The sequence below is a fragment of the Duganella sacchari genome (assembly GCF_900143065.1).
Classification (GTDB): domain Bacteria; phylum Pseudomonadota; class Gammaproteobacteria; order Burkholderiales; family Burkholderiaceae_D; genus Rugamonas; species Rugamonas sacchari.
The window spans coordinates 116,283-142,491 of the sequence record NZ_FRCX01000009.1 but is presented as its reverse complement, the minus strand read 5'-3'; the positions used below and the strand labels follow the sequence as shown (position 1 = coordinate 142,491).

Below are 26,209 nucleotides of genomic sequence, written 5' to 3'. Positions count from 1 at the left end.
TGCGTGGGGCGAATTCTACCACGCAGGGGCGTCGACACCGTTTTCCGCTTGCGAAACAAGCAATTGACTTCTCGTCCATTTTGCCACAAGCGATTAAAGTCGTTTAAAAGGCTCCAACATGGCACCTTTTCAGGTTCGACTAAAATGTTGTTTTGTTGCAACGGGATTGTCGATAATAATTGAGTAATGTGTCATGAATATTACAACTTGTTACCGTGCGTGGTAGGCCGCAACACCGCATGGCGGCGCGCGGGAAGCGGAATTCCGCTAGTTGCCGTGCGCGCATGCTAAAATCGTACGCTTGCCTTTCCCTCGGGGAGGCTTAACAAACCACAGTAAAACGACCCGCCAATGGATCAATTCGCAAAAGAAACAATCCCTATTTCCCTCGAAGAAGAGATGCGCAAGAGCTACCTCGATTACGCCATGAGCGTCATCGTCGGCCGCGCCTTGCCGGACGTGCGTGACGGCCTGAAGCCGGTGCACCGCCGGGTCTTGTACTCGATGCACGAATCCAATTATGTGTGGAACCGCGCGTACGTGAAGTGCGCCCGTGTGGTGGGCGACACCATGGGTAAGTACCACCCGCACGGCGACGCCTCGATTTACGACACGCTGGTGCGCATGGCGCAGGACTTCTCGCTGCGCTACATGCTGGTCGATGGCCAGGGTAACTTTGGCTCGGTCGACGGCGACGGCGCGGCAGCAATGCGTTACACCGAGTGCCGCCTGGACAAGATTTCCAGCGAGCTGCTGGCCGACATCGACAAGGACACGGTCGACTTCCAGCCCAACTACGACGGCAAGGAAAAAGAACCGACCGTTCTGCCGACCCGCATTCCCAACCTGCTGATCAACGGTTCGTCCGGTATCGCGGTGGGTATGGCCACCAACATCCCGCCGCACAATCTGCATGAAGTGATTGCCGGCGCGCTGCACGTGCTGCAAAACCCGGAGTGCTCGATCGACGAGCTGATCGAACTGATCCCGGCGCCAGACTTCCCGACCGGCGGCACCATTTATGGCGTCTCGGGCGTACGCGATGGCTACCGCACCGGCCGTGGCCGCGTGGTGATGCGCGCCAAGACCCACTACGAAGAATACGGCAAGGACGGCGGCCGCACCGCCATCATCGTTGACGAGCTGCCGTACCAGGTCAACAAGAAATCGCTGCTGGAGCGCATCGCTGAAAACGTGCGCGACAAGAAGCTGGACGGCATTTCCGACATCCGCGACGAGTCCGATAAATCGGGCATGCGTGTGGTCATCGAGCTCAAGCGCGGTGAAGTGCCGGAAGTGGTACTGAACAATCTGTACAAGCAAACCCAGCTGCAAGACACCTTCGGCATGAATATGGTGGCGCTGGTCGACGGTCAGCCGCGCCTGCTGAACCTGAAGGAAATGCTGTCGTGCTTCCTGTCGCACCGCCGCGAAGTGGTGACGCGCCGTACCGTGTTCGAACTGCGCAAGGCGCGCGAACGCGGCCACGTGCTGGAAGGCCTGGCAGTCGCACTGGCCAACATCGATGAATTCATCGCGCTGATCAAGGCCGCGCCGACGCCGCCAGTGGCAAAAGCGGCCCTGATGGACCGTTCGTGGGATTCCTCGCTGGTGCGTGAGATGCTGGCCCGTACCGGCGAAGGCACCACCGTGGGGGGTATCGAAGCCTTCCGTCCGGAACACCTGCCGAAGCACTACGGCATCCAGTCCGACGGCATGTACAAGCTGTCCGACGACCAGGCGCAAGAGATCCTGCAAATGCGCCTGCAACGCCTGACCGGCCTGGAACAGGACAAGATCGTCAACGAGTACAAAGACGTGATGGCGGAAATCGCCGACCTGCTGGACATCCTGGCCACGCCATCGCGCGTGACCACCATCATCACCGAAGAAATGACGTCGGTCGTGACCGAGTTCGGCGATCCGGCCAAGGACCCACGCCGTTCCAACATCGAGCACAACGCCAGCGACCTCAATACCGAAGACCTGATCACGCCGCAGGACATGGTCGTGACGCTGTCGCACACCGGTTACATGAAGGCGCAGCCGATTTCCGAGTACCGCGCGCAGAAACGCGGCGGCCGCGGCAAGCAGGCCATGGCGACCAAGGATGAAGACTGGATCGACCAGCTGTTCATCGCCAACACCCACGACTACATCCTGTGCTTCTCCGACCGTGGCCGCATGTACTGGCTCAAGGTATGGGAAGTACCGCAAGGCTCGCGCAACTCGCGCGGCAAGCCGATCGTCAACATGTTCCCGCTGGCGGACAACGAGAAGATCACGGTCATCCTGCCGCTGTCAGGCGAAAACCGGACCTTCCCGGAAGACCACTACGTCTTCATGTCGACCAGCCTGGGCACTGTGAAGAAGACGCCGCTGAAAGACTTCAGCAACCCACGCAAGGCCGGCATCATTGCGGTCGACCTGGATGATGGCGACTTCCTGATCGGCGCTGCGCTGACCGATGGCGAACACGATGTCATGCTGTTCTCCGACGCCGGCAAGGCCGTGCGCTTCGACGAGAACGACGTGCGTCCGATGGGCCGCAACGCCCGCGGTGTACGCGGCATGAACCTGGACGAAGGCCAGCGCGTGATCGCACTGCTGGTGGCAGAAAACGAGCAGCAGTCGGTACTGACCGCCACCGAAAACGGCTTCGGCAAACGGACCCCGATCACCGAGTACACCCGTCACGGCCGCGGCACCAAAGGCATGATTGCGATCCAGACTTCGGAGCGTAACGGCCGCGTGGTCGCGGCAACGCTGGTTGATTCGACCGACGAGATCATGCTGATCACCACCGGTGGTGTGCTGATCCGCACCCGCGTGTCGGAGATCCGCGAGATGGGCCGCGCAACCCAGGGTGTGACCCTGATTGCAGTGGAAGACGGCACCAAGCTGTCCGGCCTGCAGCGCGTGGTCGAAACCGACATCGACGAAGTCGAACTGGAACCGGGCCCGGATTCCAAACCGGACGACGCGGCAGCCGAATAAGGCTGAACCAATCCGGACGCAAGTCCGGACCATCGGGGCCAGGTCTGTCGCGTAACGCGGCGCAGACTGGCCCCTTTTTATTTGGAGATGCAGAACATGAAAAAAATCGTAGCAAGCCTGGTGACTTCGCTGGCGCTGATCGGCGCCGCCCCCGTCTACGCACAGGCGCCAGCCGCCGACCCGGCCGCCATGGCAGCCGCCAAGGAACTGTTTGAGTCGATGAACTACCGCAGCGTGATGATCGGCGCCATGCAGCAGATGTCGCAAAGCATCGGCGCCTCGATGCATGCCGGTGCGGAGGCATCGATCAAGAACAATCCCAAACTCAGCGCTGACGACAAGCAGAAAGCGCTGGCGCAAATGGAAGCCGAACTGCCGGGCGCCATCAACACCATGCAGGCCGTGATGAGCGACCCGGCGCTGGTCGACGAGATCATGGCGGAAACCGTGCCGCTGTACGCGCGCAATTTCAGCGCCGCTGAACTGAAGCAGATCACCGCTTTTTACCGCACGCCGGTGGGCGCCAAGATGCTGTCGTCGATGCCGAAGCTGATGGGCGAGGGCATGCAGCTGGGCCAGTTGATCGTGCAGCGCCGTCTCGGCCCGCTGATGCAGAAGATGCAGCAGCAACAAGCCAAGTAACACCATTCACCATAAGGATCGCAACGTGACTCACATCTTTAACTTCTCCGCCGGCCCTGCCGTATTGCCGAAAGAAGTGCTGGCGCAAGCCGCTGCCGAAATGCTGGACTGGCATGGCAGCGGCATGTCCGTCATGGAGATGAGCCACCGCGGACCGGAGTTTATTTCGATTTACCAGGCAGCGGAGCGCGACCTGCGCGAGCTGCTGGCAGTGCCGGACAATTACAAGATCTTGTTCATGCAGGGCGGCGGACTGTCGCAGAACGCCCTGATTCCGTTGAACCTGCTGGGCCACAAGCCTGACGGTGCAACCATCGATTTCATTCACACCGGTTCGTGGTCGGAGAAATCCATCAAGGAAGCGCGCAAGTACGCCAACGTGAATATCGCCGCATCGTCGACTACGGCGGTGCCGCCGCAGGCGGAGTGGCAGCTCACGCCCGGCGCAGCTTATCTGCACATGTGCACCAACGAGACCATCGGCGGCGTCGAGTACCAGCCGGACTTCAACGATCTGCGCCTGCAGGACGTGACGCTGGTGGCCGATATGTCCTCGCACATCCTGTCGCGCGAGATCGATGTCGCCAAATATGGCGTGATCTTTGCCGGCGCGCAGAAAAACATCGGCCCGGCCGGCGTCACCATCGTCATCATCCGCGAAGACCTGCTGGGCAAGGCGTTGCCGGTCTGTCCGTCGGCGTTCGACTTCAAGCTGGTGGCCGACAACGAATCGATGTACAACACGCCGCCGACCTACGGCATCTATATCGCCGGCCTGGTGTTCCAGTGGCTGAAGCGGCAGGGCGGCGTGGCCGAGATGTCGCGCCGCGCGCAGGCCAAGGCCGACCTGCTGTATGCAGCACTGGACGGCAGCGACTTTTATGAAACGCGCGTCGCGCCATCCAACCGCTCGCGCATGAACGTGCCCTTCTACCTGAAGGACGAAAGCAGGAACGAAGCATTCCTGGCCGGCGCCAAAGCGCGCGGCCTGCTGCAACTGAAGGGCCACAAGTCCGTCGGTGGTATGCGTGCGTCGATTTACAACGCGATGCCTATCGAGGGCGTGCAAGCGCTCGTCGCCTACCTCAACGAATTCGCTGGTCAACACAAATGAACGACAAACTGAAACCCTTGCGCGAAAAGATCGATACGATTGACGCGCAAATCCTCGACTTGCTGAACCAGCGCGCCCAGGTCGCGCAGGAAGTAGGCCACGTCAAAGCGGAAACCGGTGCACCGGTATTCCGTCCCGAGCGCGAAGCGCAGGTGCTGCGCGGCGTCGCCGAACGCAATCCCGGCCCGATGGGCAACGCGGAACTGCAAACCATCTGGCGCGAGATCATGTCCGCCTGCCGCTCGCTGGAAAAACGCGTCACCGTGGCCTTCCTCGGCCCGGCCGGCACCTACAGCGAACAGGCAGTCTACGAACAGTTCGGCACTGCGGTGGACGTGCTGTCCTGCTCCTCGATTGATGAAGTCTTCCGCGCGACCGAAGCCGGCACCGCCGAATTCGGCGTGGTGCCAGTGGAGAATTCAACCGAAGGCGCCATCGGCCGCACGCTGGACCTGCTGCTGCATACGCCGCTGACCATCAGTGGCGAAGTGTCGATCGCCGTGCGTCATAGCCTGCTGACCGGCACCGGTAATATGGAAGGCGTGACCGCCATCTGCGCCCACGCCCAGGCGCTGGCGCAGTGCCAGATCTGGTTGAACAATAACTACCCGGACCTGGAACGCCGCGCCGTGTCATCCAACGCGGAAGCGGCGCGCATGGCGCGTGACGACCACACGCTGGCGGCCATCGCCGGTGAGCGCGCAGGCGTGCGATACAGCCTGGGCACGGTCAAGGCCAACATCCAGGACGACCCGTCGAACCGCACGCGCTTTGCCGTGATCGGCCAGCTGCACGCCGGCCCGTCAGGCGAGGACCGTACCTCGCTGGCATTGGCGGCGCCGCACAAGGCAGGTTCGATCTACCGCCTGCTTGGCTCCCTGGCGCAGCATGGCGTGTCAATGACGCGCTTTGAATCGCGTCCGGCCCGCACCGGCACCTGGGAATACTATTTCTACGTCGACGTCGAAGGCCACGTCCAGAATCCGTCCGTTGCGCGCGCGCTCGAAGAGCTGCAAAGCAATGCCGCATTCTTCAAGGTGCTGGGTTCCTACCCGGTCAGCCTGACCTGATTACGAAGAGAGACAATATGAGCAAGAACTACGGCCCGGAATACGTCCGCGCCATCGCCCCCTACCAGGCAGGCAAACCGATTTCGGAAGTCGCGCGTGAATTCGGCCTGGAAGAAGCGGCCATCGTCAAACTGGCGTCGAATGAAAATCCATTTGGCATGCCGGCCTCCGCGCAGCATGCGCTGGCCGCCGCCGTGGCGGAGCTGGGGCGCTACCCGGACGCCAACGGCTTTGACCTGAAAGGCGCGCTGTCCAAACGCTACGACGTGCCGGCAGACTGGATCACGCTGGGCAACGGCTCCAACGATATCCTGGAAATCGCCGCGCACGCATTTGTCGAGCGTGGCCAGTCCATCGTGTATGCGCAGTACTCGTTTGCCGTGTACGCGCTGGCGACCCAAGGCGTGGGCGCGCAGCACATCGTGGTGCCGGCCAAGGCGCGCGGCCACGACCTGCCAGCGATGCTGGCGGCGATCCGTGACGACACGCGGCTGGTCTTCATCGCCAATCCGAACAACCCGACTGGCACCTTTATTCCGGCGGCCGAGATCGAGGCCTTCATCGCCAAGGTGCCGGCGCACGTAGTGGTGGTGCTAGACGAGGCATACAACGAATTCCTCGCGGCCGAGCATCAGTTTGAATCGGCGCAGTGGGTCAAGAAATATCCCAACCTGCTGGTCTCGCGCACCTTCTCGAAAGCCTACGGTCTGGCGGGCCTGCGCGTCGGCTTCGCGATTGCGCAGCCGGCGCTGACGGACCTGATGAACCGTATCCGCCAGCCGTTCAATGTGAACTCGCTGGCGCAAGCCGCAGCGATTGCAGCATTGAACGACAAAGCCTTCCTGGCGCAGAGCGCAGCCAACAACGCCGCTGGTTATCAGCAGTTTGTCGAAGCGTTCGAGCAGCTGGGACTGGAATACGTGCCATCGTTCGGCAACTTCGTTCTGGTAAAAGTGGGCGAGGACGCGGGTGCAGGTGCGCGCGTGAACCTGTCGCTGCTGAAGCAGGGCGTGATCGTGCGTCCGGTGGGGAACTATGGCTTGCCCGAGTGGCTGCGCATTTCCATCGGCCTGCCGCAGGAAAATGCCGTGCTGATCGCGGCACTGAAGAAAGCACTGGCGGAGTAATGCTGAATAAAGTCGTTATTTTTGGCGTCGGACTGATTGGCGGCTCGTTCGCCCGTTCGCTGCGCAAAGCCGGCGCAGTACGCGAGATTGTCGGCGTGGGCCGTTCCGCCACATCGATGGCGCGTGCAAAAGAGCTGGGCATCATCGATGCGATTGGCGTAAGCGGTGCCGCCGCCGATGGCGCGCTGCCGCTGGCGGATGCGCTGCATGGCGCAGACCTGGTCCTGCTGGCAGCCCCCGTCGCACAGACCGAGGCGATCCTGGCCTCGATAGCGCCGCATCTGCAAGCTGGCACCGTGGTCACCGATGCGGGCAGTACCAAGTCCGACGTCGTCGCATCCGCACGCCGCGCCTTGGGCAGCAAGGTAGCGCAGTTCGTACCAGGCCACCCGATCGCCGGCCGCGAAACCAACGGCCCCGATGCCGCCATCGACAACCTGTATGTCGGCAAAAAAGTCGTGCTGACTGCGCTGGCCGAAAACAGCGAAACGGATGTCGAGCGCGTCGCCGCTGCATGGCGCGCTTGCGACGCCATCATCCATCGCCTGACGCCGGAAGAGCATGACAAAGTGTTCGCCGCCGTCAGCCACCTGCCGCACCTGCTGGCGTACGCGCTGGTCGACGACATCGCCAGGAAACCGCACGCCGACCTGCTGTTCCAGTACGCCGCCAGCGGCTTCCGCGACTTCACCAGGATCGCCGGTTCATCGCCAGAAATGTGGCGCGACATCAGCCTGGCCAACCAGCCGGCACTGCTGGCCGAACTGGACGCCTACATGGCCCAGTTGACCGTACTGCGTGCGCAACTGGCCGCCAACGACGGCGCGGGCCTGGAGCAGGTCTACAGCAACGCCCAGCACGCGCGCCACCAATGGATCACCGCCATCGAAGCAGCCGAAACGCCGCCATCGCCCGATAAAGCAGATTAAACCCGGGGTCAGGTCCGTCATTTCTACACGACCTCTACCGTAGTACGGCTTTACAGCTGGGCTCGTGTAGAAATGACGGACCTGACCCCGTAGTGGAAGGAATATTTTATGACTCACGAATACATTGACCTGCAAACGGTCGCTCATGTTGAGGGCGCTGTGCGCCTGCCGGGCTCCAAGTCCATTTCGAATCGCATTTTGCTGCTGTCGGCGTTGTCGCAGGGGCAGGTGGCGATTGTTGATCTGCTGGCGTCGGACGATACGGCGGTGATGCTGGCGGCGCTGCGCGCGCTCGGCGTCATCTGGACCGAGGAGAAGACTGCTACCGGTACGATTCACCACGTCACCGGCGTGGCGGGCGTGCTGCCGAATAAATCGGCGGATCTGTTCATGGGCAACGCGGGCACGGCGATCCGTCCACTGACCGCCGCGCTGGCTGTCATCGGCGGCGACTATACGCTGCACGGTGTGCCGCGCATGCATGAGCGCCCGATTGGCGATCTGGTCGATGCGCTCAATGCTGCGGGCACCAACGTGGAGTACACGGGCAATCCCGGCTTCCCGCCGCTGCACATCAAGCAGGGCAAGATCAACACGCAGCGCCTGTCGGTGCGCGGTGATGTGTCGAGCCAGTTCCTGACGGCGCTGCTGATGGTGGCGCCGCTGATGGCCAGTGAGCATGCCATCACGATCGATGTGACCGGCGAGCTGATTTCCAAGCCGTATATCGAAATCACGCTGAACCTGATCCGCCGTTTCGGCGTCAAGGTCGAGCAGGATGGCTGGGCCTCGTTCACCATCCAGCCGGGCCAGGTGTATCAGTCGCCAGGCACGATCCATGTGGAGGGCGATGCGTCGTCGGCGTCGTACTTCCTGGCAGCCGGCGCGATTGGCGGCGGCCCGGTGCGCGTGGAAGGCGTGGGCAATCACAGCATCCAGGGCGACGTGCGCTTTGCCGCCGCGCTGGAGCAGATGGGCGCGCAGATCACGATGGGCGATAACTGGATCGAGGCGAGGGCGAATGGCCCGCTGAAGGCGATTGACGCTGACTTCAATCACATCCCGGATGCGGCCATGACCATTGCCGTGGCCGCGCTGTATGCCGACGGCACCAGCACGCTGCGCAATATCGCCAGCTGGCGCGTCAAGGAGACGGACCGCATCGCCGCCATGGCGACCGAACTGCGCAAGGTCGGCGCCACGGTGGAGGAGGGGCCGGACTATATCAAGGTGACTCCGCCCGCCGTGCTGGCGCCTGCTACCATTGATACCTATGACGATCACCGCATGGCGATGTGTTTCTCGCTGGTGGCGCTGGACGGTGCGCTGCGCAAGGGCGCGGCCACCCGCATCAATGATCCGAAATGCGTCAACAAGACGTTCCCTGAATACTTCAAGGCGTTTGCCGAAATAGCAAAGTAACCGATATGCCAACTTCCCAGATTCCAGTCATCACCATCGACGGCCCTACCGCATCCGGCAAGGGCACGGTCGCACACCGCGTTGCCGATCAGCTCGGCTTCCATTATCTGGATTCGGGCGCGCTGTACCGCCTCACGGCGCTGTCGGCGCTGCGCCGCGAGACCGACCTGGCCGACGAGCACGCACTGGCCAAGCTGGCCGAGCACCTGCATTGCAGTTTCCAGGGCGGCGATATCATCTTGTCGCATGAAAACGTCACGGATGCGATCCGCGCGGAAGAGGTGGGGAACACCGCTTCAAAAATTGCCACGTTCCCGGCGGTGCGCCATGCGCTGACGGGGCTGCAGCTGAGTTTCCGCAAGGCGCCGGGCCTGGTGGCCGATGGCCGCGACATGGGCTCGGTAATCTTCCCGCACGCTCCCTTGAAGGTGTTTTTGACCGCCTCGGTCCAGGCCCGCGCCGAGCGCCGCTATAAGCAATTGATAGACAAGGGATTTTCTGCTAATATGCAAGACCTACTGGTGGATTTGCAGGCGCGTGACGATCGGGATACAAACCGGACCATCGCGCCGCTGGCCCCGGCAGAAGGCGCGCTGGTGCTGGATACCTCTGAAATGAACGCTGATCAAGCGGTCGAACAGGTGCTGGCGTGGTACGCCGCTGTAGCAAAGTAGTAATTTTATTAACCTAACCCAGTTGAAGCCGCAACCCGCGGGCCTTACTGGTAACCTGGAAATACAATGTCTAATATGGAAAGTTTTGCAGCCCTCTTCGAAGAGTCCCTGTCGCGTCAAGACATGCGTTCGGGCGAAGTGATCTCGGCTGAAGTCGTTCGTCTGGATCACAACTTCGTGATCGTCAACGCCGGCCTGAAATCGGAAGCATTCATCCCTGTTGAAGAATTCAAAAATGACCAAGGCGAACTGGAAGTCAAAGTAGGTGACTTCGTTTCCGTGGCCATCGAATCGCTGGAAAATGGTTTCGGCGATACCATCCTGTCGCGCGACAAAGCCAAGCGTCTGGCTTCGTGGCTGGCACTGGAAAAAGCCATGGAATCGGGCGAGATCGTCGTCGGTACCGTGAATGGCAAAGTCAAGGGCGGCCTGACCGTTCTGACCAACGGCATCCGTGCCTTCCTGCCAGGTTCGCTGGTCGACACCCGTCCGGTCAAAGACACCACCCCATTCGAAGGCAAAACCCTCGAATTCAAAGTTATCAAACTGGACCGCAAGCGTAACAACGTGGTTCTGTCCCGCCGCGCTGTCATCGAAGCTTCGATGGGCGAAGAGCGTCAGAAACTGATGGAAACGCTGAAAGAAGGCACCGTGGTGACCGGCGTTGTGAAAAACATCACCGACTACGGCGCGTTCGTGGATCTGGGCGGCATCGACGGCCTGCTGCACATCACCGACCTGGCATGGCGTCGTGTGCGTCACCCATCGGAAGTGCTGACCGTTGGTCAAGAGATCACCGCTAAAGTCCTGAAATACGATCAAGAGAAAAACCGTGTTTCGCTGGGCGTGAAACAACTGGGCGATGATCCATGGACCGGTCTGTCGCGTCGTTACCCACAAGGCACCCGCCTGTTCGGTAAAGTCACCAACCTGACCGACTACGGTGCGTTCGTTGAAGTGGAACAAGGCATCGAAGGCCTGGTACACGTTTCCGAAATGGACTGGACCAACAAAAACGTCGCACCAAACAAAGTTGTTCAACTGGGCGACGAAGTAGAAGTGATGGTTCTGGAGATCGACGAAGAGCGTCGCCGTATCTCGCTGGGCATGAAACAGTGCAAAGCCAACCCATGGGACGACTTCGGCGTGACCCATAAGAAAGGTGACAAAGTCAAAGGCGCGATCAAATCGATCACCGACTTCGGCGTGTTCATCGGTCTGGCTGGCAACATCGACGGCCTGGTACACCTGTCCGACCTGTCGTGGACTGAGTCCGGCGAAGAAGCCGTACGCAAGTTCAAGAAAGGTGACGAACTGGAAGCCGTGGTTCTGGCGATCGACGTTGAGCGTGAGCGCGTTTCCCTGGGCGTCAAGCAACTGGAAGGTGATCCATTCAACAACTTCGCCGCCATGAACGACAAAGGCGCACTGGTTAACGGTACCGTTAAATCGGTTGAGCCTAAAGGCGCCGTGATCCAGCTGTCGGAAGAAGTTGAAGGCTACCTGCGCGCTTCGGAAATCTCGCGTGACCGCGTGGAAGATGCTGGCACCCACCTGAAAGTCGGCGATGCCGTCGAAGCGCTGGTGATCAACATCGACCGTAAAGCACGTTCGATCCAGCTGTCGATCAAAGCCAAAGATTCGGCTGACACCGCTGAAGCGATGAAAAACATCGCTGCTGACAGCAACGCTGCTTCGGGCACCACCAGCCTGGGCGCACTGCTGAAAGCAAAGCTGGACAACAAGAACTAAGCAAGTATTAAGAACTAGTCGATGACTAAGTCCGAACTCATAAACCGTCTGGCTGAGCGTTATTCTCAGCTGGTGGCCAAAGATGCGGAATATGCCGTCAAGACCATTCTGGATGCGATGACCAACGCCTTGTCGACTGGTCAGCGCATCGAGATCCGCGGTTTTGGCAGCTTTGCCCTCAACAGCCGGCCGCCACGTATCGGACGTAATCCGAAGTCGGGTGACAAGGTGATGGTGCCTGAAAAACGGGTGCCGCATTTCAAGCCTGGCAAGCAATTACGCGAGCGGGTTGACGCGATGGTCGGGCAACCGATCATCGAGGACTGAAGCATTCAAATAGTTAAACAAAGCGGCGTCCTTCGGGATGCCGCTTTTTTTTTGTTGCCCGAGGTGCGATACTGGCACCCTTGGAACTACACAGGGACTCTGGCTGATGAAATTCATCTCCACCTTTATCGGTTTTATCATCTTCATCCTGTTTTTCGGCTTCGCGCTGAAGAACTCGCAGGAAGTCGATCTGCACTTGTTCCTGCACTATGAGCTGCGCGGCCCGCTGGTGCTAATGCTGCTGGGCTTTTTTGTCGCAGGCGCCGTACTGGGCGTGCTGGCGCTGACGCCCACCGTATTCCGCCACCGCCGCGAAACGAACAAACACAAGACGACCATCCATACGCTGCAAGCCTCGGCACAGCAGGCGACCATACCGCCGCAGCCGGACAGCGTGAACACACAATAAACAATAACAAAAGCACACAGCATGGAATTTGAACTCTGGTGGTTACTGGGTATCCCGGTCTTCTTTGGCCTGGGATGGGTTGCGGCGCGCGTGGATATCCGCCAGCTGCTGTCGGAATCGCGTACGCTGCCGCGTGGCTATTACAAGGGCCTGAACTTCCTGCTCAACGACCAGGCGGACAAGGCGGTCGACGCGTTTATCGAGATCGTGCGGCTGGACCCGGAATCGGCCGATATGCATTTCGCGCTGGGCCATCTGTTCCGCCGTCGCGGCGAGACCGAGCGCGCGATCCGCGTGCACCAGAACCTGCTGGCGCGTCCCGACCTGCCGCAGGAGCAGAAGGAACACGCGCAGTATGAGCTGGGCATGGATTACCTCAAGGCGGGCCTGCTGGACCGCGCCGAAGAGACCTTTAATACGCTGCTCAACGGCCAGTACTCGGCGCAGGCGCGCCGCGCGCTGCTGGAGATTTTCCAGCGCGAGAAAGAATGGCCGCGCGCGATCGAGTCGGCCATCGGCCTGCAGGAATCGGGCGCCGGTTCGCGCCAGAAGGAAATCGCGCAGTTCTACTGCGAGCTGGCGCAGGACGCGCTGGTGCATATGCATCCCGACCAGGCATTGGCGCTGCTGGATAAATCGCTGCAGGCGGACCGCGTCAACGTGCGCGCGACGCTGCTGACCGGCGATGCCCAGCTGGCGCAGGGCGATCTGGAAGGCGCGCTGCTGACCTGGCGCCGCGTCGAGCAGATCAGCGTGCCGCACGTGGCGCTGGTGGCTCAGCGTCTCATGGATGGCTACACCAAGGTTGGCCGCCCGCAGGAAGGCGTGAACCTGCTCAAGTCCTACCTGGAGCAGGCCTCGTCGATCGACCTGGTGGAGGTGGTGTACAAGGCGGTGCTGGAGCTGGACGGCGTGGACGCCGCCAAGCAGCTGGTGTCGAATGAGCTGCGCCGCACGCCCACCTTGCTGGGCCTGGACAAGTTCCTGGAAGCGCGCCTGATGGACGCACCGGCCAATGTGATGCCGGAGCTGTCGATGGTGAAGAATCTGGTCCACAGTTATACGCAGAAGCTGGCACGCTACCAGTGCAGCCACTGCGGCTTTAAAGCACGCCAGTTCTACTGGCAGTGCCCGGGATGCAGCAAGTGGGAGACCTACCCGCCGCGCCGCACCGAAGAACTTAACGTTATGAATTAAAGAGTATCGCGATGAAGATTACTATTATTGGCACTGGCTATGTAGGTCTGGTCACTGGCGCCTGTCTGGCGGAGCTGGGTAACGACGTTTTCTGTCTCGACGTCGATCAGAAGAAAATCGATCTGCTGAACAACGGCGGCATTCCTATCCATGAACCGGGCCTGGAAGAAGTCGTCGCGCGCAACCGCGCTGCCGGCCGTATCCAGTTCTCGACCGACGTTGCGGCCTCGGTGGCGCACGGTGAAGTGCAGTTCATCGCAGTCGGCACGCCGCCAGATGAAGACGGCTCGGCCGACCTGCAGTACGTGCTGGCCGCCGCCCGCAACATCGGCAAGCACATGACCGGCTACAAGGTCATCGTCGACAAATCCACCGTGCCGGTCGGCACCGCAGACCGCGTGAAAGCCGCGCTGCAGGACGAGATCAGCGCGCGCGGCGTCACCGCCACTTTCTCGGTGGTGTCGAATCCGGAGTTCCTCAAAGAGGGCGCGGCGGTCGAAGACTTCATGCGTCCGGACCGCATCGTCATCGGCCATGACAACACGGCGGAAGGCGAAAAAGCTGCCGCCAAGATGAAGAAGCTGTACGCGCCGTTCAACCGCAATCACGAGCGCACCTTCTGGATGGACGTGCGTTCCGCCGAGTTCACCAAGTACGCGGCCAATGCCATGCTGGCGACCCGCATCTCGTTCATGAACGAACTGGCCAACCTGGCCGACCAGGTGGGCGCCGACATTGAAGCGGTGCGTCACGGTATCGGCTCCGATCCGCGCATCGGCCACAGCTTCCTGTATGCGGGCGCCGGCTATGGCGGTTCCTGCTTCCCGAAAGACGTGCAGGCGCTGGAACGCACCGCGCGCCAGTACTCGCAGGACCTGCTGATCCTGCGCGCCGTGGAAGCGGTCAACGACAAGCAGAAGCTGGTGCTGGGCCAGAAGGTCATCAAGCGCTTTGGCGCCGACTTGAGCGGCAAGCACTTTGCCGTGTGGGGCCTGGCCTTCAAGCCGAACACCGACGATATGCGCGAAGCGCCATCGCGCGTGCTGCTGCGCCAGTTGCTGGACGCCGGCGCCACGGTGGCGGTGTACGACCCGGTCGCGATGGCCGAAGCCAAACGCGTGCTGGCGCTGGACCTGACGCCGGAAGAGCTGGCGCGGGTACGCTTTGCCGCCAGCCCGATGGACACGCTGACGGACGCCGAAGCGCTGGTCATCGTCACCGAATGGAAGGCCTTCCGCAGCCCGGACTTCGACAAGATCAAGACGGCGCTCAAGCAAGCCGTGATCTTCGACGGCCGTAACCTGTTCGAGCCGGAAGTGATGGCGGAAGCCGCGTTTGAATACCACGGCATCGGCCGTTCCATCCTGACCCGCACCTGATACGAGGCTGAATCTTGACGACCAATTTGAACAATGTACGTATCCTGGTGGTAGGCGATGTGATGCTGGACCGTTACTGGTTCGGTGACGTCAGCCGCATTTCGCCGGAAGCGCCGGTGCCGGTGGTGCGCATCGAGAAGCGCGAAGCGCGTCTGGGGGGCGCCGCCAACGTGTCGCGCAATGCCGCCGCGCTGGGTGCGCAGGCCGGGCTGCTGGGCATCGTCGGCGACGACGAGGCGGGCGATGAAGTCACGCGCCTGCTGGAAGGCGGCGGCATCCGCAGCTATCTGAAACGCGACGAAGCCATCTCCACCATCATCAAGCTGCGCGTGATCGGCCGCCAGCAGCAGATGGTACGCATCGACTTTGAAGAGCCGCCGACCGACACCGTGTTGCGCGACAAGCTGGAACAGTACAAGGCGCTGTTGGCCGACTACGACGTCATCATCCTGTCCGACTACGCCAAGGGCAGCCTGGTGGCCGTGGCTGACATGATCGCGTCCGCGCGCGCGCTGGGCAAGGTGGTGATGGTCGACCCGAAAGGCGACGATTTCGCACGCTATGCCGGCGCCACCGTGCTGACGCCGAACAAGTCCGAACTCAAGCGTATCATCGGTTCGTGGAATAGCGAAGAGCAGCTGACCGCCAAGGCGCAGGCGCTGCGCGCGGAGCTCAAGCTGGACGCCTTGCTGCTGACCCGTTCGGAGGAGGGCATGACCTTGTACACCGACGGCGCGCAATACCACACGCCGGCGCAGGCGCGCGAGGTGTTTGACGTCTCCGGCGCGGGCGACACCGTGATCGCCACCATGGCCTGCATGCTGGGCGCCGGCGCCAGCTGGCAGGACGCGGTGGAAACCGCCAACCGCGCCGGCGGCATCGTGGTCGGCAAGCTGGGCACGGCCACCGTGACGCACGAGGAACTGTTCGGCTAACCGCACGACAACCTGCACCGACAACCGTCCCGACAACCTGCCCGGTTCGCGCCGTGCGGGTTTTTTTACGCCCGGATTGAACCTTGGCGCGTGCGGCGGGAATACACAGGCAACCCGACATACGGGCTGCTGCCGGTCGCCTCACCGGCAGCTCTTTTTCATCTTAACGACAGGAGATCCCCACGATGAAACAGGAGCGCATACTGGCCAGTGTGCTGGTGCTGCTGGCCTTGGCCGGTTGCGGTGCCGGTACCGATAGCAGCAGCACGGCCGCCACCGCCAGCCAATTGCGCCAGGGCGGCGTCCGCATGGATGCGGGACCGGCAGTGAATACGACGTTTTCCGGCAATCTGAGCCAGTACACCATCTCCAATGCCAGTCTGACCGTGACCGACAACGTCAGCGGCCAGGTGCAGGCGGTGCCAGCGCGCGCGCTGCTGCAGTTTGCCGATGCCACGGTGTCGCTGGATGTGGATGACGGCATTCCTGGCCAGATGTACCGTCTGTACCAGGCCGCGTTCAACCGCGTGCCGGACTTGGCCGGACTGGGCGCGCAGATCAACGGCATGAACAATGGCCTGAGCCTGGAGCAGATCGCGCAGAACTTCATCGATAGCAGGGAGTTCTCGGACACCTATGGCGCGCTGAACAACACCGCGTTCGTCACGCAGCTGTATGCCAATGTGCTCAAGCGCGCGCCGGACGCGGCCGGGCTGGCCTTCCACGTCGGCAATCTGGAGGGCACCAACCCGGGCGGGCGCGTGCTGAGCCGGGCGATCGTGCTGTTCGGCTTTTCGGAGTCGGCGGAAAACAAGGCGCTGGTGGCGGACAAGATCCGCAACGGCATCGAGTACATTCCGTTTGGCAGCAGCGCGCCGAGCACGCCGGCCACCGCATTTACGGCCAACTACAACGGTAGCCTCAGCGGCGGCGACAGCGGCACGCTGGCCCTGACGGTGGATGCCAACGGCGCCCTGATCGGCGCGCTGCACTCGGCCGCCTTCAATGTCGATATGAACGGCGTGACCGGCATTGCGGCGGGCGGCCGCTTTGTGCTGGACTTGAGCGGCGGCGGCCATACGGCCACGCTGAGCGGCAGCTTTAATCTGGCCTCCGGCCTGGCGACGGGAACCTGGACCTATGGCGGCAGCACGGCCGTGGGCACCTTCTTTGCCAACAAGAAGGTGCAGGTGGTGCTGCGCTTCCCGCAGGTGCAGGCCATCATCAATCAACGCTGCGTGAGCTGTCATTCGGCCTCGCTGGCCAATGGCGGCGTACGGCTGGATACGGAAGCATTGATACGCGGCCAGGCAGCGCGCATCAACCAGGTGGCGGTGCAGAGCACCATCATGCCGCAGGGGAATGTGACCGGCATGACGGCGGATGAGCGCGCCATTATCGGCAAGTGGATCAGCGACGGCACGCCGCCGTAAGCGGCTGGTTTGATCTGCGTCAGGCGGCCGCTGTCATCCGTGCAGCGGCCGCCCGCCGTTAAGGTGGTTCAAGGTGCGATGGTCGCCCTTGTTCAACTGAACGGAGACGCTTATGTACAAGAAACTACTGCTGGCGCTTGCCACGCTGGCCGCAAGCATGACCCTGGCCTGGGCCCAGGTTGACGTCAACAAGGCCGATGCGGCCGCGCTGGACGCCATCCGCGGCCTGGGGCCGGCCAAGACCAAGGCCATCCTGGAAGAGCGCAAGAAGGGTGAATTCAAGGACTGGGGCGACCTGGAGCAGCGCGTCAAAGGCATCGGCCAGAAGAATGCTCTCAAGCTGTCCGAGGCTGGCTTGCAAGTGAATGGCAAGTCGAAAGACGGTGCGCCGGCCAAGTCTTCCAAGTAAGATAGTGGTTTTCCAACGGCCCGCGGCCACAGCGTCGCGGGCTATTCTCCGGAGACCGCTGCATGCAGATCAAACCCCTCGCGCTGGCACTGCTGATCGCCGTACCTGCCACGGCCGCAGAACCTGATACCAAACGTCATCAGGCGCAGATCGACCAGATCGTCAAAGAAATTTCCCCGGTACGCATAGAAGCCACCATCCGCAAGCTGGTGGGCTTCCGCACGCGCCACACGATGTCGGACACGGTCTCCGAAACCGAGGGCATTGGCGCCGCGCGCCGCTGGATCAAGGCGGAACTGGAGCGCTGCGGCGCGGGCACGGCGCTCAAGGTGGAGTTTGATAGTCACATCGCGCCGGTGTCGGCACGCATCAGCCGTCCCACGGAAATCGTGAACGTGGTGGCGACCTTGCCGGGCACGCAGGCGGCCTCGGTGGAGCGCATGTACGTGGTCAGCGGCCACTACGATTCACGCAATACCGATGTGATGGATGCCAGCGGCGACGCGCCGGGCGCCAACGATGACGCCTCCGGCACGGCGGCCGTGATGGAAATGGCGTGCGTGATGGCCAGGTACAAATTCGATGCTACGCTGGTGTTCATGACGGTGGCGGCGGAAGAGCAGGGCTTGCTGGGCGCGGCGCACTGGGCGGAGCAGGCAAGGCAAAAGAATCTGAACATCGCCGGCATGTTCACCAACGACATCATCGGCAGCTCGCGTGACGAACATGGCAAGAAGGACGACACGCAAGTGCGCCTGTTCGCGGAAGGCCTGCCGGTGCAGAAGGAAAACAGCGATGCGGTGCGTACGCTGATCCAGACCGGCGGCGAGAACGATTCGCTGTCGCGCCAGCTGGCGCGCGCGGTGAAGGAGGCGGGCGAGCGCTATGTGCCCAAGTTTAAAGTCAATGTGATCCAGCGCCGCGACCGTTATCTGCGCGGCGGCGACCATATGCCTTTCCTTGAGCGGGGCTATGCGGCCTTGCGTTTCACCGAGCCGGCCGAAGACTTCAATCATCAGCACCAGAACATCCGCACCGAGAACGGGGTGCTGATCGGCGATCTGCCGCAGTACAACGACTACAACTACATCGCCAGGGTGGCGCGCGTGAACGCGGCGGCCCTGTCCTCGCTGGCGCTGGCGCCGGCTGCACCGCAGAAGGTGCAGGTACGTACGGCCAAGCTGCAGAACGATACGGAGCTGGTATGGCAGGCCAACAGCGAGCCTGATCTGGCGGGCTACCGCATTGTCTGGCGCGACACCACGGCGGCGGACTGGCAGGGCAGCAAGTTCGTCGGCAACGTGACCGAATTCACCATGCCGCAGTCCAAGGACAATGTGTACTTCGGCGTGCAGGCCATCGACAAGGATGGCAATGTGAGCCCGGCCAGCTATCCAACGCCGCTGCGCTGATGAAGATTTCGCGCATCCTCCACGCCGGCTATGTGTTCGAGAGCGGCGGCACGCAGATCCTGTTTGATCCGGTGTTTGAGAATCCGTTCAGCCGCAACTGCCACGCCTTCCCCGATGTGGCCTTCGACGCGCAGCAGATACGCGGCTTGCGTCCCGACGCCGTGTTCATCTCGCACCTGCACGATGACCATTGTTCGCTGGAGAGCCTGGACCTGCTGGACCGCAGCACGCCGATCCATATGTACTGCCTGTTCGACGAACTGTTCGGGATGATACGCGCGCTGGGCTTCGTCAATGTACAGCCGCTCACGGTCGATGTGGCCGTGCCGGTCGGCGCGTTTGAGGTCATCCCGCGCCGCGCGCTGGATGCGGACGTCGATTCCATGTTCCAGATCCGCGCCGAAGGCCTCAATGTGCTGAACGTGGTGGATTCGTGGATGGACCCGGAGACGCTGGTACAGCTCAGGCCCTACGCACCGTGGGACATGGTGCTGTGGCCATTCCAGACCATGCGCGAAGTGGATGTAATCGCGCCATCGCGCGCCGAGCGCGGCCCGGTGGCGTTGCCGGAGGAATGGCCGGAACAGCTGCAGGCGCTGGCGCCGCGCTACGTGGTGCCCAGCTCCTGCCAGTTCCGCCAGGAGCCATGGTCGTGGTACAACCACGCGCTGTTCCCGATCACCTATCGCCAGTTTGCGCAGGCGGTGGGCGAGTGGCTGCCCGCTGCGCGCGTGGTGCGGCTCAATCCTGGCGTCGCGGTGGAGCTCACGGCCGCTGCGTTGACGCCCGCCGTGCCGCTGCCCTGGGTGCTGCCGCTCGGTGAGCAGGATGTCGATTACGCTTACGACCCGGACCTCGTGCCGCCGCCCACGGCCGACATCGCGCGCCGTTTTGCGCCGCTGACGGCCGATCAGGAAGCGCTGGTGCTGGACTTCTGCCGCAACGGCCTGTTGCAGCGCTATGAGGACATGGAACTGCCGGAGGACAGCTACTTCGCCGCACCGTGCGTGTGGCAGCTGTCGGTCTACGATCATGCGGGCCAGGTGCAGCAGTTCCGCTACCGCATCCATGGCGACCGCATCGCGCTGATGGGCGATGAGGAAGCGCCAGCATGGCTGACGGCCATCCCCATGGCCAAGCTGTACGCGGGACTGGCGCTGGGCGAGTCGCTGACCTCCATGTATCTGCGCATCGATGGCGCGCCAGCCGATGCCGACATCGTGGATGATCCGCTCATACGCTGCCTGTTCAACGACGCCATCGGCGCTTATCAGGCGGCGCAGTTGCGCCGGCTCACGGAGAAACAATGAAATCAGCTGCATGGATTGCCGGCCTGCTGCTGGCTGTCGCTGGTGCTGCGCAGGCGCAGTCGGTGGCGTTCACGTTTGATGACGGTCCGCGTCTGCAGGAAACGCCGCTGCTGTCGCCGCAGCAGCGCAACCAGGCCTTGCTTGATGCGCTGTCCGCGCAGAAGGTATCGGCCGCGCTGTTCGTCACCTGCGGCAATGGCGCGGACCGTCCGGCAGGCTATGCGCTGGCGCAGGACTGGGGCAAGGCAGGGCACGCGGTCGGCAACCACACCATGACGCACCTGGACCTCAACGATGCCAACGTCACGCTGGCGCAGTACCAGCGGGAGATCACCGATTGCGACCGAATTACCGCAACGCTGCCAGGCTATCAGAAGTGGTTCCGTTTCACCTTCCTGCGCGAAGGGAATACGCCGGAAAAACGCGACGGCATGCGCGCCTTTCTCAAGCAGGCCGGTTATCGCAACGCCTATGTGAGCCTGGACACCAGCGACTGGCGGCTGGACGAAAAACTCAACGACGTGCTGGCCAAAAATCCGCAAGCCGATCTCGCACCGATCAGGCAGGCCTACCTGTCGCACTTGCGCCAGCGCGCGACTGCCTATCGCGACCTGTCGCGCCAGCTGGAAGGCCGCGACATTCCGCAGGTGATCCTGATGCACCACAACCTGGTCAACGCGCTGTGGCTCAAGGATGCGATCCAGCAGTTCAGGGACATGGGCTGGACCATCATCACACCAGCGCAGGCCTTTGCCGACAAGGTCTACTCGCAGCCGCCGGAAAAGCTGGTTGCTGGCCAGAGCCTGCTGCTTTCCATCGCGCGCAGCAAAGGCCTCGGCAAGTTTGAAGGCTGGGAGCGCCTGGTCGATGATGGCGATGCCGAAATCGCGGCGCTCAGGCAGCAGGGACTGTAGATGGATTATTTCGCAGCGATCATCGAGTCGATACGCACATCGGATAGCGTCACCGTGTTGCGCGAGCATGCAGCTTCGTATTCCGGCTATGTACGCGAGGCCACGCTCAAGCGCGCTGCCGAACTGGCGCACCCCGAGCTGCTGCCGGAAGTCGCGGCACGGCTGAACGACTGGGTGCCGGCCGTGCGCAAAGCAGCGCGTGTGGCATGGAGCGTCTTGCAGCCGCATGCATCGGCCGGGCAGCTCATGGCCATCTTGCCGTTGCTGCGGCAGTTGCATAACGGCGCAAGAGAAGACAACGCCGGATGGCTGGCCATCGTGGAGCGGCAACTGATCCAGCAGGTGGGCGGCGAGACGATTCGCGTTGCGGCGGCCAGTCCCGATCTCAGGATTGCGCGCGCCGCCGTCCACCTGCTGCTCGACTACCAGCTGATACCACTGGTGGACCTGATCGGCTTGATGCTGAGGCGCCGCGACGACGTGGTGCTGGCCCATCATGCGGTTGTGCTGTGTGCGCAGCTGGCGCCGGAGCAGCAGGAACTCGCATATCGTGCGGCGGCACGTACGCATTTCGCTGTGGTCCGTACCATGGCTGTCCGTGCCTTGTTGGCCATGCCAATCAAGGCGCGCATGGAGATCGCGGTTGCGGCGCTGGATGATCTGCAATCGTCGATACGGTCAGCGGCGGCGATCTATCTTTTGGCGGCCGGCTTTGATGTGCGCGGCCATTACCGTGCCAGACTGGAATCAGAGCATCCGGCGCAACGCACGCGCGTTTATCTGGCTGCGCTGGCGGCACAGCGCGACGCGGCAGATCTGGAACTTATCAAATCCCATGTGGACAGCCGCCATCCCGCGATACGCGCCGCTGCGCTGTCTGCGTGGTTCAAACTCGCGCCACACGACAAGGATGACATCGCGCTCACCGCGATGCATGATGCCGCGCCGGGCGTGCGCAAGCTCGCCGTGCAGCTTGTGTCCAGATATGGGGCTTACATCCCATTCTCACTGATACGCAGCCAGCTTGAAACCAGCGATAGCGTCGGATTTTTCTTGCTGCTTTCGGAAACCAATCGCTGGAACTGGCTGGAGGCAATCGCCCGCGTCGGCCTGCGGGTTGGTGCTGCGGAGGCGCGCAAGCTGCGCCTGGAGGAAGGCCTGCTCGCCTGGCTGCGGGCCCGGCAATGCTATGTGTATCCAGATCAGGCGCAGCAGCAGTTCCTTTTATCTCAACCGGTAACGGCGCTGTTCATCGACATGCTGCAAGCCTATCCTGATAACCTCAAAGCATTGCTGCAGCATCTGCGGCTCGCCGGCTAAGCTTACGTTCCCAGTTTATCTGCTGGCAGGTTGGCCAGGAACTGGTGGATCTGCGAGACCACGGCCGCGCCCTCGCCAACAGCGGCGGCCACGCGCTTGGTGGAGGTGGCGCGCACGTCGCCAATCGCAAACACACCCGGCACGCTGGTTTCCAGCGCGGCGCGTGAGGGCAGGTCGCGCGGATACACGCCGTTGGCGAAGTTGGCCTTGCACTGCGACTTGGTGACGTCAAAGCCGGTGCGGATAAAGCCATGGGCATCGACATCTACGCCGCAGTCGCTGAGCCAGCCCGTGTTAGGCTCGGCGCCAATGAACAGGAATACGCGGCACACATCGTAGTCGCACTCGTCGCCGGTGGTGGCGTGGCGGATGCGGACCTGTTTGAGGCCATCCTCGTCGCCTTCCAGCGCGACGATTTCGGTGCAGGTGTGCAGCTCGATATTCGGCGTGGCCTGGATACGCTCGATCAGGTAGGACGACATGGTGGACGACAGGCTGTCCTTGCGGATCAGCATATGCACCTTGGACGCAAAGCCCGACAGGAACACGGCCGCCTGGCCCGCCGAATTGCCACCGCCGACCAGCACGATTTCTTCCGTCTTGCACAGCTTGGCCTCGACCGGCGAGGCCCAGTAGTACACGCCCTTGCCCTCGAACTGCTTGAGGTTGGCCAGCGACGGACGGCGATAGCGCGCGCCGCACGACAGCACCACGCTCCTGGCCTTGAGCTTTTGCAGGCTGCCGCACATCTCCACCTGCAGCGGGTAGGTGTCGCAGATCAGGCGGCCCGCAGGCGCCGGGATCGCGATCTCGACGCCGAACTTCTGCGCCTGCACGTAAGCGCGGCCCGCGAGCGCACGGCCGGAAACGCCGGTCGGGAAGCCCAGGTAGTTTTCAATGCGCGCACTGGCGCCGGCCTGGCCGCCGTAAGCGCGGGTTTCCAGCGCCAGCACTGACAGGCCTTCCGATGCCGCATACACGGCCGTCGCCAGGCCGGCGGGACCGGCGCCCACCACGATCACGTCCCATACCTTGTCGCCGTCCAGCTCCGGCAGCATGCCGAGGCAGCGGCCGATATCGACCACGGTGGGATTTTTCTTGACCACGCCGTCCGGGCACACCACCAGCGGCAGCTCTTCCGGCTTGGGCTGGTAGTGCGCCATCAGGTCGGACGCCTGCTGATCGTGCTCGGGGTCGAGCACCACGTGCGGATGGCCGTTGGATTGCAGGAAGCTTTGCAGCGTATGGATGCGGCCATGGCCACGCGGACCGACGATCACCGGGCCGCCCGACGCCTGTTCGATCAGGCCGACGCGGCGCAGGATCAGCGCGCGCACGATGCGTTCGCCCAGGTCGGCATGCGCCACCAGCAGTGCGCGCAGCGATTCCGATGGCACCACCAGCACTTCCACATCGCCCACCGCATGGCCATTGCCGAGTGACGGCCGGCCGGACAGCTGCGCCACTTCACCGCTGAACTGGCCGGGTTGGTGGGTGGTCACGTACGAGGTGTTGCCCAGGCCATCGTAGCGGTTGACTTCGATGCCGCCTTTCAGCACCAGCATCAGGCCGAAGCTGGTTTTGCCCGCTTCGAAAATCATTTCGCCGTTCTTGAAGCACACCACATGGCCGAAGCGCTGCATGTGGCGGATGTCGGCCGGACTCAGCGTGGGGAAGATCTGGTGCCGGCGTTGTTCGAGGTCGAGGGCGGGGCGCGGCGTCGGCTCGTCCGGGGTTTCTTCGGGGAGTAGTTCCGTGGAGGTGGTGGCCATGAGAATTCCGAATATGAAGATGGTTGCACGAATGTTGCCAGTCTAGCCGAAGCGGCGCCGCCAGTCCAAAGACTTAGGCGGTAGTCGGCCGCTTTGCGGCAACTCGGCTAAAATGGTCATTTTGGCGAACTCGAACAAGAACACGATGGCTTACAAGACTCTGCAAGATACGATCGGCAACACGCCGCTGGTGCAATTGGTGCGCCTGCCCGGCGCGGACGCCGCCGCCCGCAACAACATCATTCTCGGCAAGCTGGAAGGCAACAATCCGGCCGGTTCGGTCAAGGACCGCGCCGCCATGTCCATGCTCATGCGTGCCGAAGAACGCGGCGACATCAAGCCGGGCGATACGCTGATCGAAGCCACCAGCGGCAATACCGGCATTGCGCTGGCCATGGCCGCCGCCATCCGTGGCTACAAGATGCTGCTGCTGATGCCGGAAAATCTCAGTGTCGAGCGCCGCCAGAGCATGGCCGCCTATGGCGCCAACATCATGCTGACGCCCAAGACGGGCGGCATGGAGTATGCGCGTGACATGGCCGAGCAGCTGCAAAAGGATGGCAAGGGCATCATCCTGGACCAGTTCGGCAACCAGGACAACGCGCGCGCGCACTACGAAAGCACGGGACCGGAAATCTGGCGCGACACGGACGGCCGCGTGACCCACTTTGTGAGCGCCATGGGCACCACCGGCACCATCATGGGCACCTCGCGCTACCTGAAGGAACAGAATCCGGACGTGCAGATCATCGGCGCCGAGCCGGAAGAGGGCTCGTCGATACCCGGCATCCGAAAATGGCCGGAGGCCTATCTGCCGAAGATTTACGACCGTTCGCGCGTGGACCGCGTGGAGTCGGTGTCGCAGGCGGCGGCCGAACGTATGGCACGCCGCATGGCGGCGGAAGAAGGCATCTTCTGCGGGATCTCGGCAGCGGGTGCGTGCGAGATTGCGCTGCGCATTTCGCAAACGGTGGAGAACGCCACCATCGTGTTCATCGTCTGCGACCGCGGCGACCGCTACCTGTCGACTGGCGTTTTCCCGGCCTGAAGCGACAACGCCCTCGTCCCCTTGGTAAAAGGGAGGAGGGCGTGCTGACCGGAACGGATCACAACGAGGCTGGATTAGCCTTGGTTGTTGTTACCGCCGTTCGGGGTTTCGCCTTCTTTAGGCTTGAATTGCTTGTCGCTGATGCGGAACTTGTTGCGGCGGTCGCCCATCAAGTAACGCAGGTCACGGATACTCAGGTCGCTGACTTCGTGCATGCGGATCAGCAGCGAAGCGCCAACCGGCAGGCGGTGGTGGCGAATCTTGCTGATCACTGGTGGTGCTACTTCCAGTGCGCGCGACAGCGCTGCGTCGTTTTTCAGGCGCAGGTTCTCGATCAGGGTATCCAGCAGGCGGTTGGGATTGTATTGCAGCAGATCATCGCCATCCGCATCATTGTTCATGTCTATGCCGACTTGGTTTGTCATGTCGTCTTTTCCTTCTGTAAAGTTGTCCTGCAAAGTACAACACTCGGGGCTTTGCTGCGTCAATGTCCAATCCTTACCAGGAGTATTTATACACGGACACGGATTCCAGGATAACAAGTTTCATAATATATACACAATTGTACAACATCGTGCAATCTAATACTCAGCAGCAATACAAAAAATCATCTTCCC

At 62.1% G+C, this 26,209-nt stretch carries 23 protein-coding genes; 21 read left to right on the top strand and 2 right to left on the bottom strand.

The annotated features are described in order from the left end of the window. Positions 1 to 351 precede the first annotated feature (351 nt). The 20 genes from gyrA to BUA36_RS20525 all read left to right on the top strand — a co-directional run bounded on the left by gyrA (position 352) and on the right by BUA36_RS20525 (position 22,772). Positions 352 to 2,997, top strand: coding sequence for a DNA gyrase subunit A (gene gyrA, locus BUA36_RS20620; protein ID WP_072787202.1), 2,646 nt, complete (start codon positions 352 to 354; stop codon positions 2,995 to 2,997). Positions 2,998 to 3,093: 96 nt separating this feature from the next. After that, the gene (locus tag BUA36_RS20615; RefSeq protein WP_072787324.1) at positions 3,094 to 3,639 is read left to right on the top strand and encodes a DUF2059 domain-containing protein; all 546 of its coding nucleotides are present in this window, start codon (positions 3,094 to 3,096) and stop codon (positions 3,637 to 3,639) included. A gap of 25 nt (positions 3,640 to 3,664) precedes the next feature. Further along, on the top strand, positions 3,665 to 4,753 hold the full coding sequence (gene serC / locus BUA36_RS20610; RefSeq protein ID WP_072787201.1) for a 3-phosphoserine/phosphohydroxythreonine transaminase: 1,089 nt from the start codon (positions 3,665 to 3,667) through the stop codon (positions 4,751 to 4,753). Beyond that, on the top strand, positions 4,750 to 5,823 hold the full coding sequence (pheA, locus tag BUA36_RS20605) for a prephenate dehydratase (RefSeq protein ID WP_072787200.1): 1,074 nt from the start codon (positions 4,750 to 4,752) through the stop codon (positions 5,821 to 5,823). Before serC ends, pheA begins: the two co-directional genes overlap by 4 nt. 17 nt (positions 5,824 to 5,840) lie before the next feature. Further along, entirely contained in the window at positions 5,841 to 6,950 is a 1,110-nt protein-coding gene (hisC, locus tag BUA36_RS20600) for a histidinol-phosphate transaminase (protein ID WP_072787199.1), read from the top strand. Further along, a complete protein-coding gene (locus tag BUA36_RS20595; RefSeq protein ID WP_208861914.1) occupies positions 6,950 to 7,879 on the top strand; it encodes a prephenate dehydrogenase in 930 nt (309 codons plus the stop codon). Before hisC ends, BUA36_RS20595 begins: the two co-directional genes overlap by 1 nt. Positions 7,880 to 7,987: 108 nt before the next feature. Beyond that, positions 7,988 to 9,301 carry a 3-phosphoshikimate 1-carboxyvinyltransferase gene (gene aroA, locus BUA36_RS20590; protein ID WP_072787198.1) on the top strand — a complete coding sequence of 438 codons (1,314 nt, stop codon included), beginning with the start codon at positions 7,988 to 7,990 and terminating at the stop codon, positions 9,299 to 9,301. Positions 9,302 to 9,306: 5 nt separating this feature from the next. Continuing rightward, positions 9,307 to 9,975 carry a (d)CMP kinase gene (cmk, locus tag BUA36_RS20585; RefSeq protein WP_072787197.1) on the top strand — a complete coding sequence of 223 codons (669 nt, stop codon included), beginning with the start codon at positions 9,307 to 9,309 and terminating at the stop codon, positions 9,973 to 9,975. Between the two features lie 75 nt (positions 9,976 to 10,050). After that, positions 10,051 to 11,727: a 30S ribosomal protein S1 gene (gene rpsA, locus BUA36_RS20580; RefSeq protein WP_072787196.1), complete on the top strand. Its 1,677-nt coding sequence runs from the start codon at positions 10,051 to 10,053 to the stop codon at positions 11,725 to 11,727. Between the two features lie 21 nt (positions 11,728 to 11,748). Continuing rightward, positions 11,749 to 12,054 carry an integration host factor subunit beta gene (locus BUA36_RS20575; protein ID WP_072787195.1) on the top strand — a complete coding sequence of 102 codons (306 nt, stop codon included), beginning with the start codon at positions 11,749 to 11,751 and terminating at the stop codon, positions 12,052 to 12,054. Between the two features lie 106 nt (positions 12,055 to 12,160). Continuing rightward, a complete protein-coding gene (locus BUA36_RS20570) occupies positions 12,161 to 12,463 on the top strand; it encodes a LapA family protein (RefSeq protein WP_072787194.1) in 303 nt (100 codons plus the stop codon). A 21-nt stretch (positions 12,464 to 12,484) separates the two neighbouring features. Then, entirely contained in the window at positions 12,485 to 13,660 is a 1,176-nt protein-coding gene (gene lapB / locus BUA36_RS20565) for a lipopolysaccharide assembly protein LapB (RefSeq protein WP_072787193.1), read from the top strand. 11 nt (positions 13,661 to 13,671) lie between these two features. Beyond that, positions 13,672 to 15,039 carry a UDP-glucose dehydrogenase family protein gene (locus BUA36_RS20560; RefSeq protein WP_072787192.1) on the top strand — a complete coding sequence of 456 codons (1,368 nt, stop codon included), beginning with the start codon at positions 13,672 to 13,674 and terminating at the stop codon, positions 15,037 to 15,039. Positions 15,040 to 15,053: 14 nt separating this feature from the next. Next, positions 15,054 to 15,974: a D-glycero-beta-D-manno-heptose-7-phosphate kinase gene (gene rfaE1, locus BUA36_RS20555; RefSeq protein ID WP_072787191.1), complete on the top strand. Its 921-nt coding sequence runs from the start codon at positions 15,054 to 15,056 to the stop codon at positions 15,972 to 15,974. Positions 15,975 to 16,159: 185 nt separating this feature from the next. Then, the gene (locus BUA36_RS20550) at positions 16,160 to 17,407 is read left to right on the top strand and encodes a DUF4214 domain-containing protein (protein WP_072787190.1); all 1,248 of its coding nucleotides are present in this window, start codon (positions 16,160 to 16,162) and stop codon (positions 17,405 to 17,407) included. A 112-nt stretch (positions 17,408 to 17,519) separates the two neighbouring features. Then, positions 17,520 to 17,816 (top strand): ComEA family DNA-binding protein, encoded by a 297-nt coding sequence (locus BUA36_RS20545; RefSeq protein WP_072787189.1) that lies wholly within the window; start codon positions 17,520 to 17,522, stop codon positions 17,814 to 17,816. 62 nt (positions 17,817 to 17,878) lie between these two features. Next, positions 17,879 to 19,228 (top strand): M28 family peptidase, encoded by a 1,350-nt coding sequence (locus BUA36_RS20540; RefSeq protein WP_072787188.1) that lies wholly within the window; start codon positions 17,879 to 17,881, stop codon positions 19,226 to 19,228. Further along, positions 19,228 to 20,538: an MBL fold metallo-hydrolase gene (locus tag BUA36_RS20535; protein ID WP_072787187.1), complete on the top strand. Its 1,311-nt coding sequence runs from the start codon at positions 19,228 to 19,230 to the stop codon at positions 20,536 to 20,538. Before BUA36_RS20540 ends, BUA36_RS20535 begins: the two co-directional genes overlap by 1 nt. Continuing rightward, positions 20,535 to 21,452, top strand: coding sequence for a polysaccharide deacetylase family protein (locus tag BUA36_RS20530; RefSeq protein WP_072787186.1), 918 nt, complete (start codon positions 20,535 to 20,537; stop codon positions 21,450 to 21,452). Before BUA36_RS20535 ends, BUA36_RS20530 begins: the two co-directional genes overlap by 4 nt. After that, positions 21,453 to 22,772, top strand: a complete 1,320-nt coding sequence (locus BUA36_RS20525; protein WP_072787185.1) for a hypothetical protein — start codon at positions 21,453 to 21,455, stop codon at positions 22,770 to 22,772. 2 nt (positions 22,773 to 22,774) lie between these two features. Here the strand turns inward: BUA36_RS20525 and BUA36_RS20520 are convergent, their stop codons facing one another. Further along, positions 22,775 to 24,544, bottom strand: coding sequence for an FAD-dependent oxidoreductase (locus tag BUA36_RS20520; protein ID WP_072787184.1), 1,770 nt, complete (start codon positions 24,542 to 24,544; stop codon positions 22,775 to 22,777). Positions 24,545 to 24,689: 145 nt separating this feature from the next. Between BUA36_RS20520 and cysM the strand changes: the two genes are divergently transcribed. Beyond that, the gene (cysM, locus tag BUA36_RS20515) at positions 24,690 to 25,592 is read left to right on the top strand and encodes a cysteine synthase CysM (RefSeq protein ID WP_072787322.1); all 903 of its coding nucleotides are present in this window, start codon (positions 24,690 to 24,692) and stop codon (positions 25,590 to 25,592) included. 74 nt (positions 25,593 to 25,666) lie between these two features. On the opposite strand, the gene BUA36_RS20510 is transcribed toward cysM, so the two are convergent. After that, positions 25,667 to 26,017, bottom strand: coding sequence for a hypothetical protein (locus tag BUA36_RS20510; RefSeq protein WP_072787183.1), 351 nt, complete (start codon positions 26,015 to 26,017; stop codon positions 25,667 to 25,669). Between the last annotated feature and the right edge of the window lie 192 nt (positions 26,018 to 26,209).

Bases quoted from the DNA above. Each gene is read 5' to 3' on its own strand.
- BUA36_RS20615 (WP_072787324.1), top strand. From the start codon at position 3,094: ATGAAAAAAATCGTAGCAAGCCTGGTGACTTCGCTGGCGCTGATCGGC.
- BUA36_RS20545 (WP_072787189.1), top strand. From the start codon at position 17,520: ATGTACAAGAAACTACTGCTGGCGCTTGCCACGCTGGCCGCAAGCATG.
- BUA36_RS20520 (WP_072787184.1), bottom strand. From the start codon at position 24,544: ATGGCCACCACCTCCACGGAACTACTCCCCGAAGAAACCCCGGACGAG.
- BUA36_RS20510 (WP_072787183.1), bottom strand. From the start codon at position 26,017: ATGACAAACCAAGTCGGCATAGACATGAACAATGATGCGGATGGCGAT.
- aroA (WP_072787198.1), top strand. From the start codon at position 7,988: ATGACTCACGAATACATTGACCTGCAAACGGTCGCTCATGTTGAGGGC.
- BUA36_RS20550 (WP_072787190.1), top strand. From the start codon at position 16,160: ATGAAACAGGAGCGCATACTGGCCAGTGTGCTGGTGCTGCTGGCCTTG.
- gyrA (WP_072787202.1), top strand. From the start codon at position 352: ATGGATCAATTCGCAAAAGAAACAATCCCTATTTCCCTCGAAGAAGAG.
- hisC (WP_072787199.1), top strand. From the start codon at position 5,841: ATGAGCAAGAACTACGGCCCGGAATACGTCCGCGCCATCGCCCCCTAC.
- BUA36_RS20560 (WP_072787192.1), top strand. From the start codon at position 13,672: ATGAAGATTACTATTATTGGCACTGGCTATGTAGGTCTGGTCACTGGC.
- lapB (WP_072787193.1), top strand. From the start codon at position 12,485: ATGGAATTTGAACTCTGGTGGTTACTGGGTATCCCGGTCTTCTTTGGC.
- BUA36_RS20575 (WP_072787195.1), top strand. From the start codon at position 11,749: ATGACTAAGTCCGAACTCATAAACCGTCTGGCTGAGCGTTATTCTCAG.
- BUA36_RS20530 (WP_072787186.1), top strand. From the start codon at position 20,535: ATGAAATCAGCTGCATGGATTGCCGGCCTGCTGCTGGCTGTCGCTGGT.
- BUA36_RS20570 (WP_072787194.1), top strand. From the start codon at position 12,161: ATGAAATTCATCTCCACCTTTATCGGTTTTATCATCTTCATCCTGTTT.
- cmk (WP_072787197.1), top strand. From the start codon at position 9,307: ATGCCAACTTCCCAGATTCCAGTCATCACCATCGACGGCCCTACCGCA.
- rpsA (WP_072787196.1), top strand. From the start codon at position 10,051: ATGGAAAGTTTTGCAGCCCTCTTCGAAGAGTCCCTGTCGCGTCAAGAC.
- cysM (WP_072787322.1), top strand. From the start codon at position 24,690: ATGGCTTACAAGACTCTGCAAGATACGATCGGCAACACGCCGCTGGTG.
- BUA36_RS20595 (WP_208861914.1), top strand. From the start codon at position 6,950: ATGCTGAATAAAGTCGTTATTTTTGGCGTCGGACTGATTGGCGGCTCG.
- pheA (WP_072787200.1), top strand. From the start codon at position 4,750: ATGAACGACAAACTGAAACCCTTGCGCGAAAAGATCGATACGATTGAC.
- BUA36_RS20540 (WP_072787188.1), top strand. From the start codon at position 17,879: ATGCAGATCAAACCCCTCGCGCTGGCACTGCTGATCGCCGTACCTGCC.
- BUA36_RS20525 (WP_072787185.1), top strand. From the start codon at position 21,453: ATGGATTATTTCGCAGCGATCATCGAGTCGATACGCACATCGGATAGC.
- BUA36_RS20535 (WP_072787187.1), top strand. From the start codon at position 19,228: ATGAAGATTTCGCGCATCCTCCACGCCGGCTATGTGTTCGAGAGCGGC.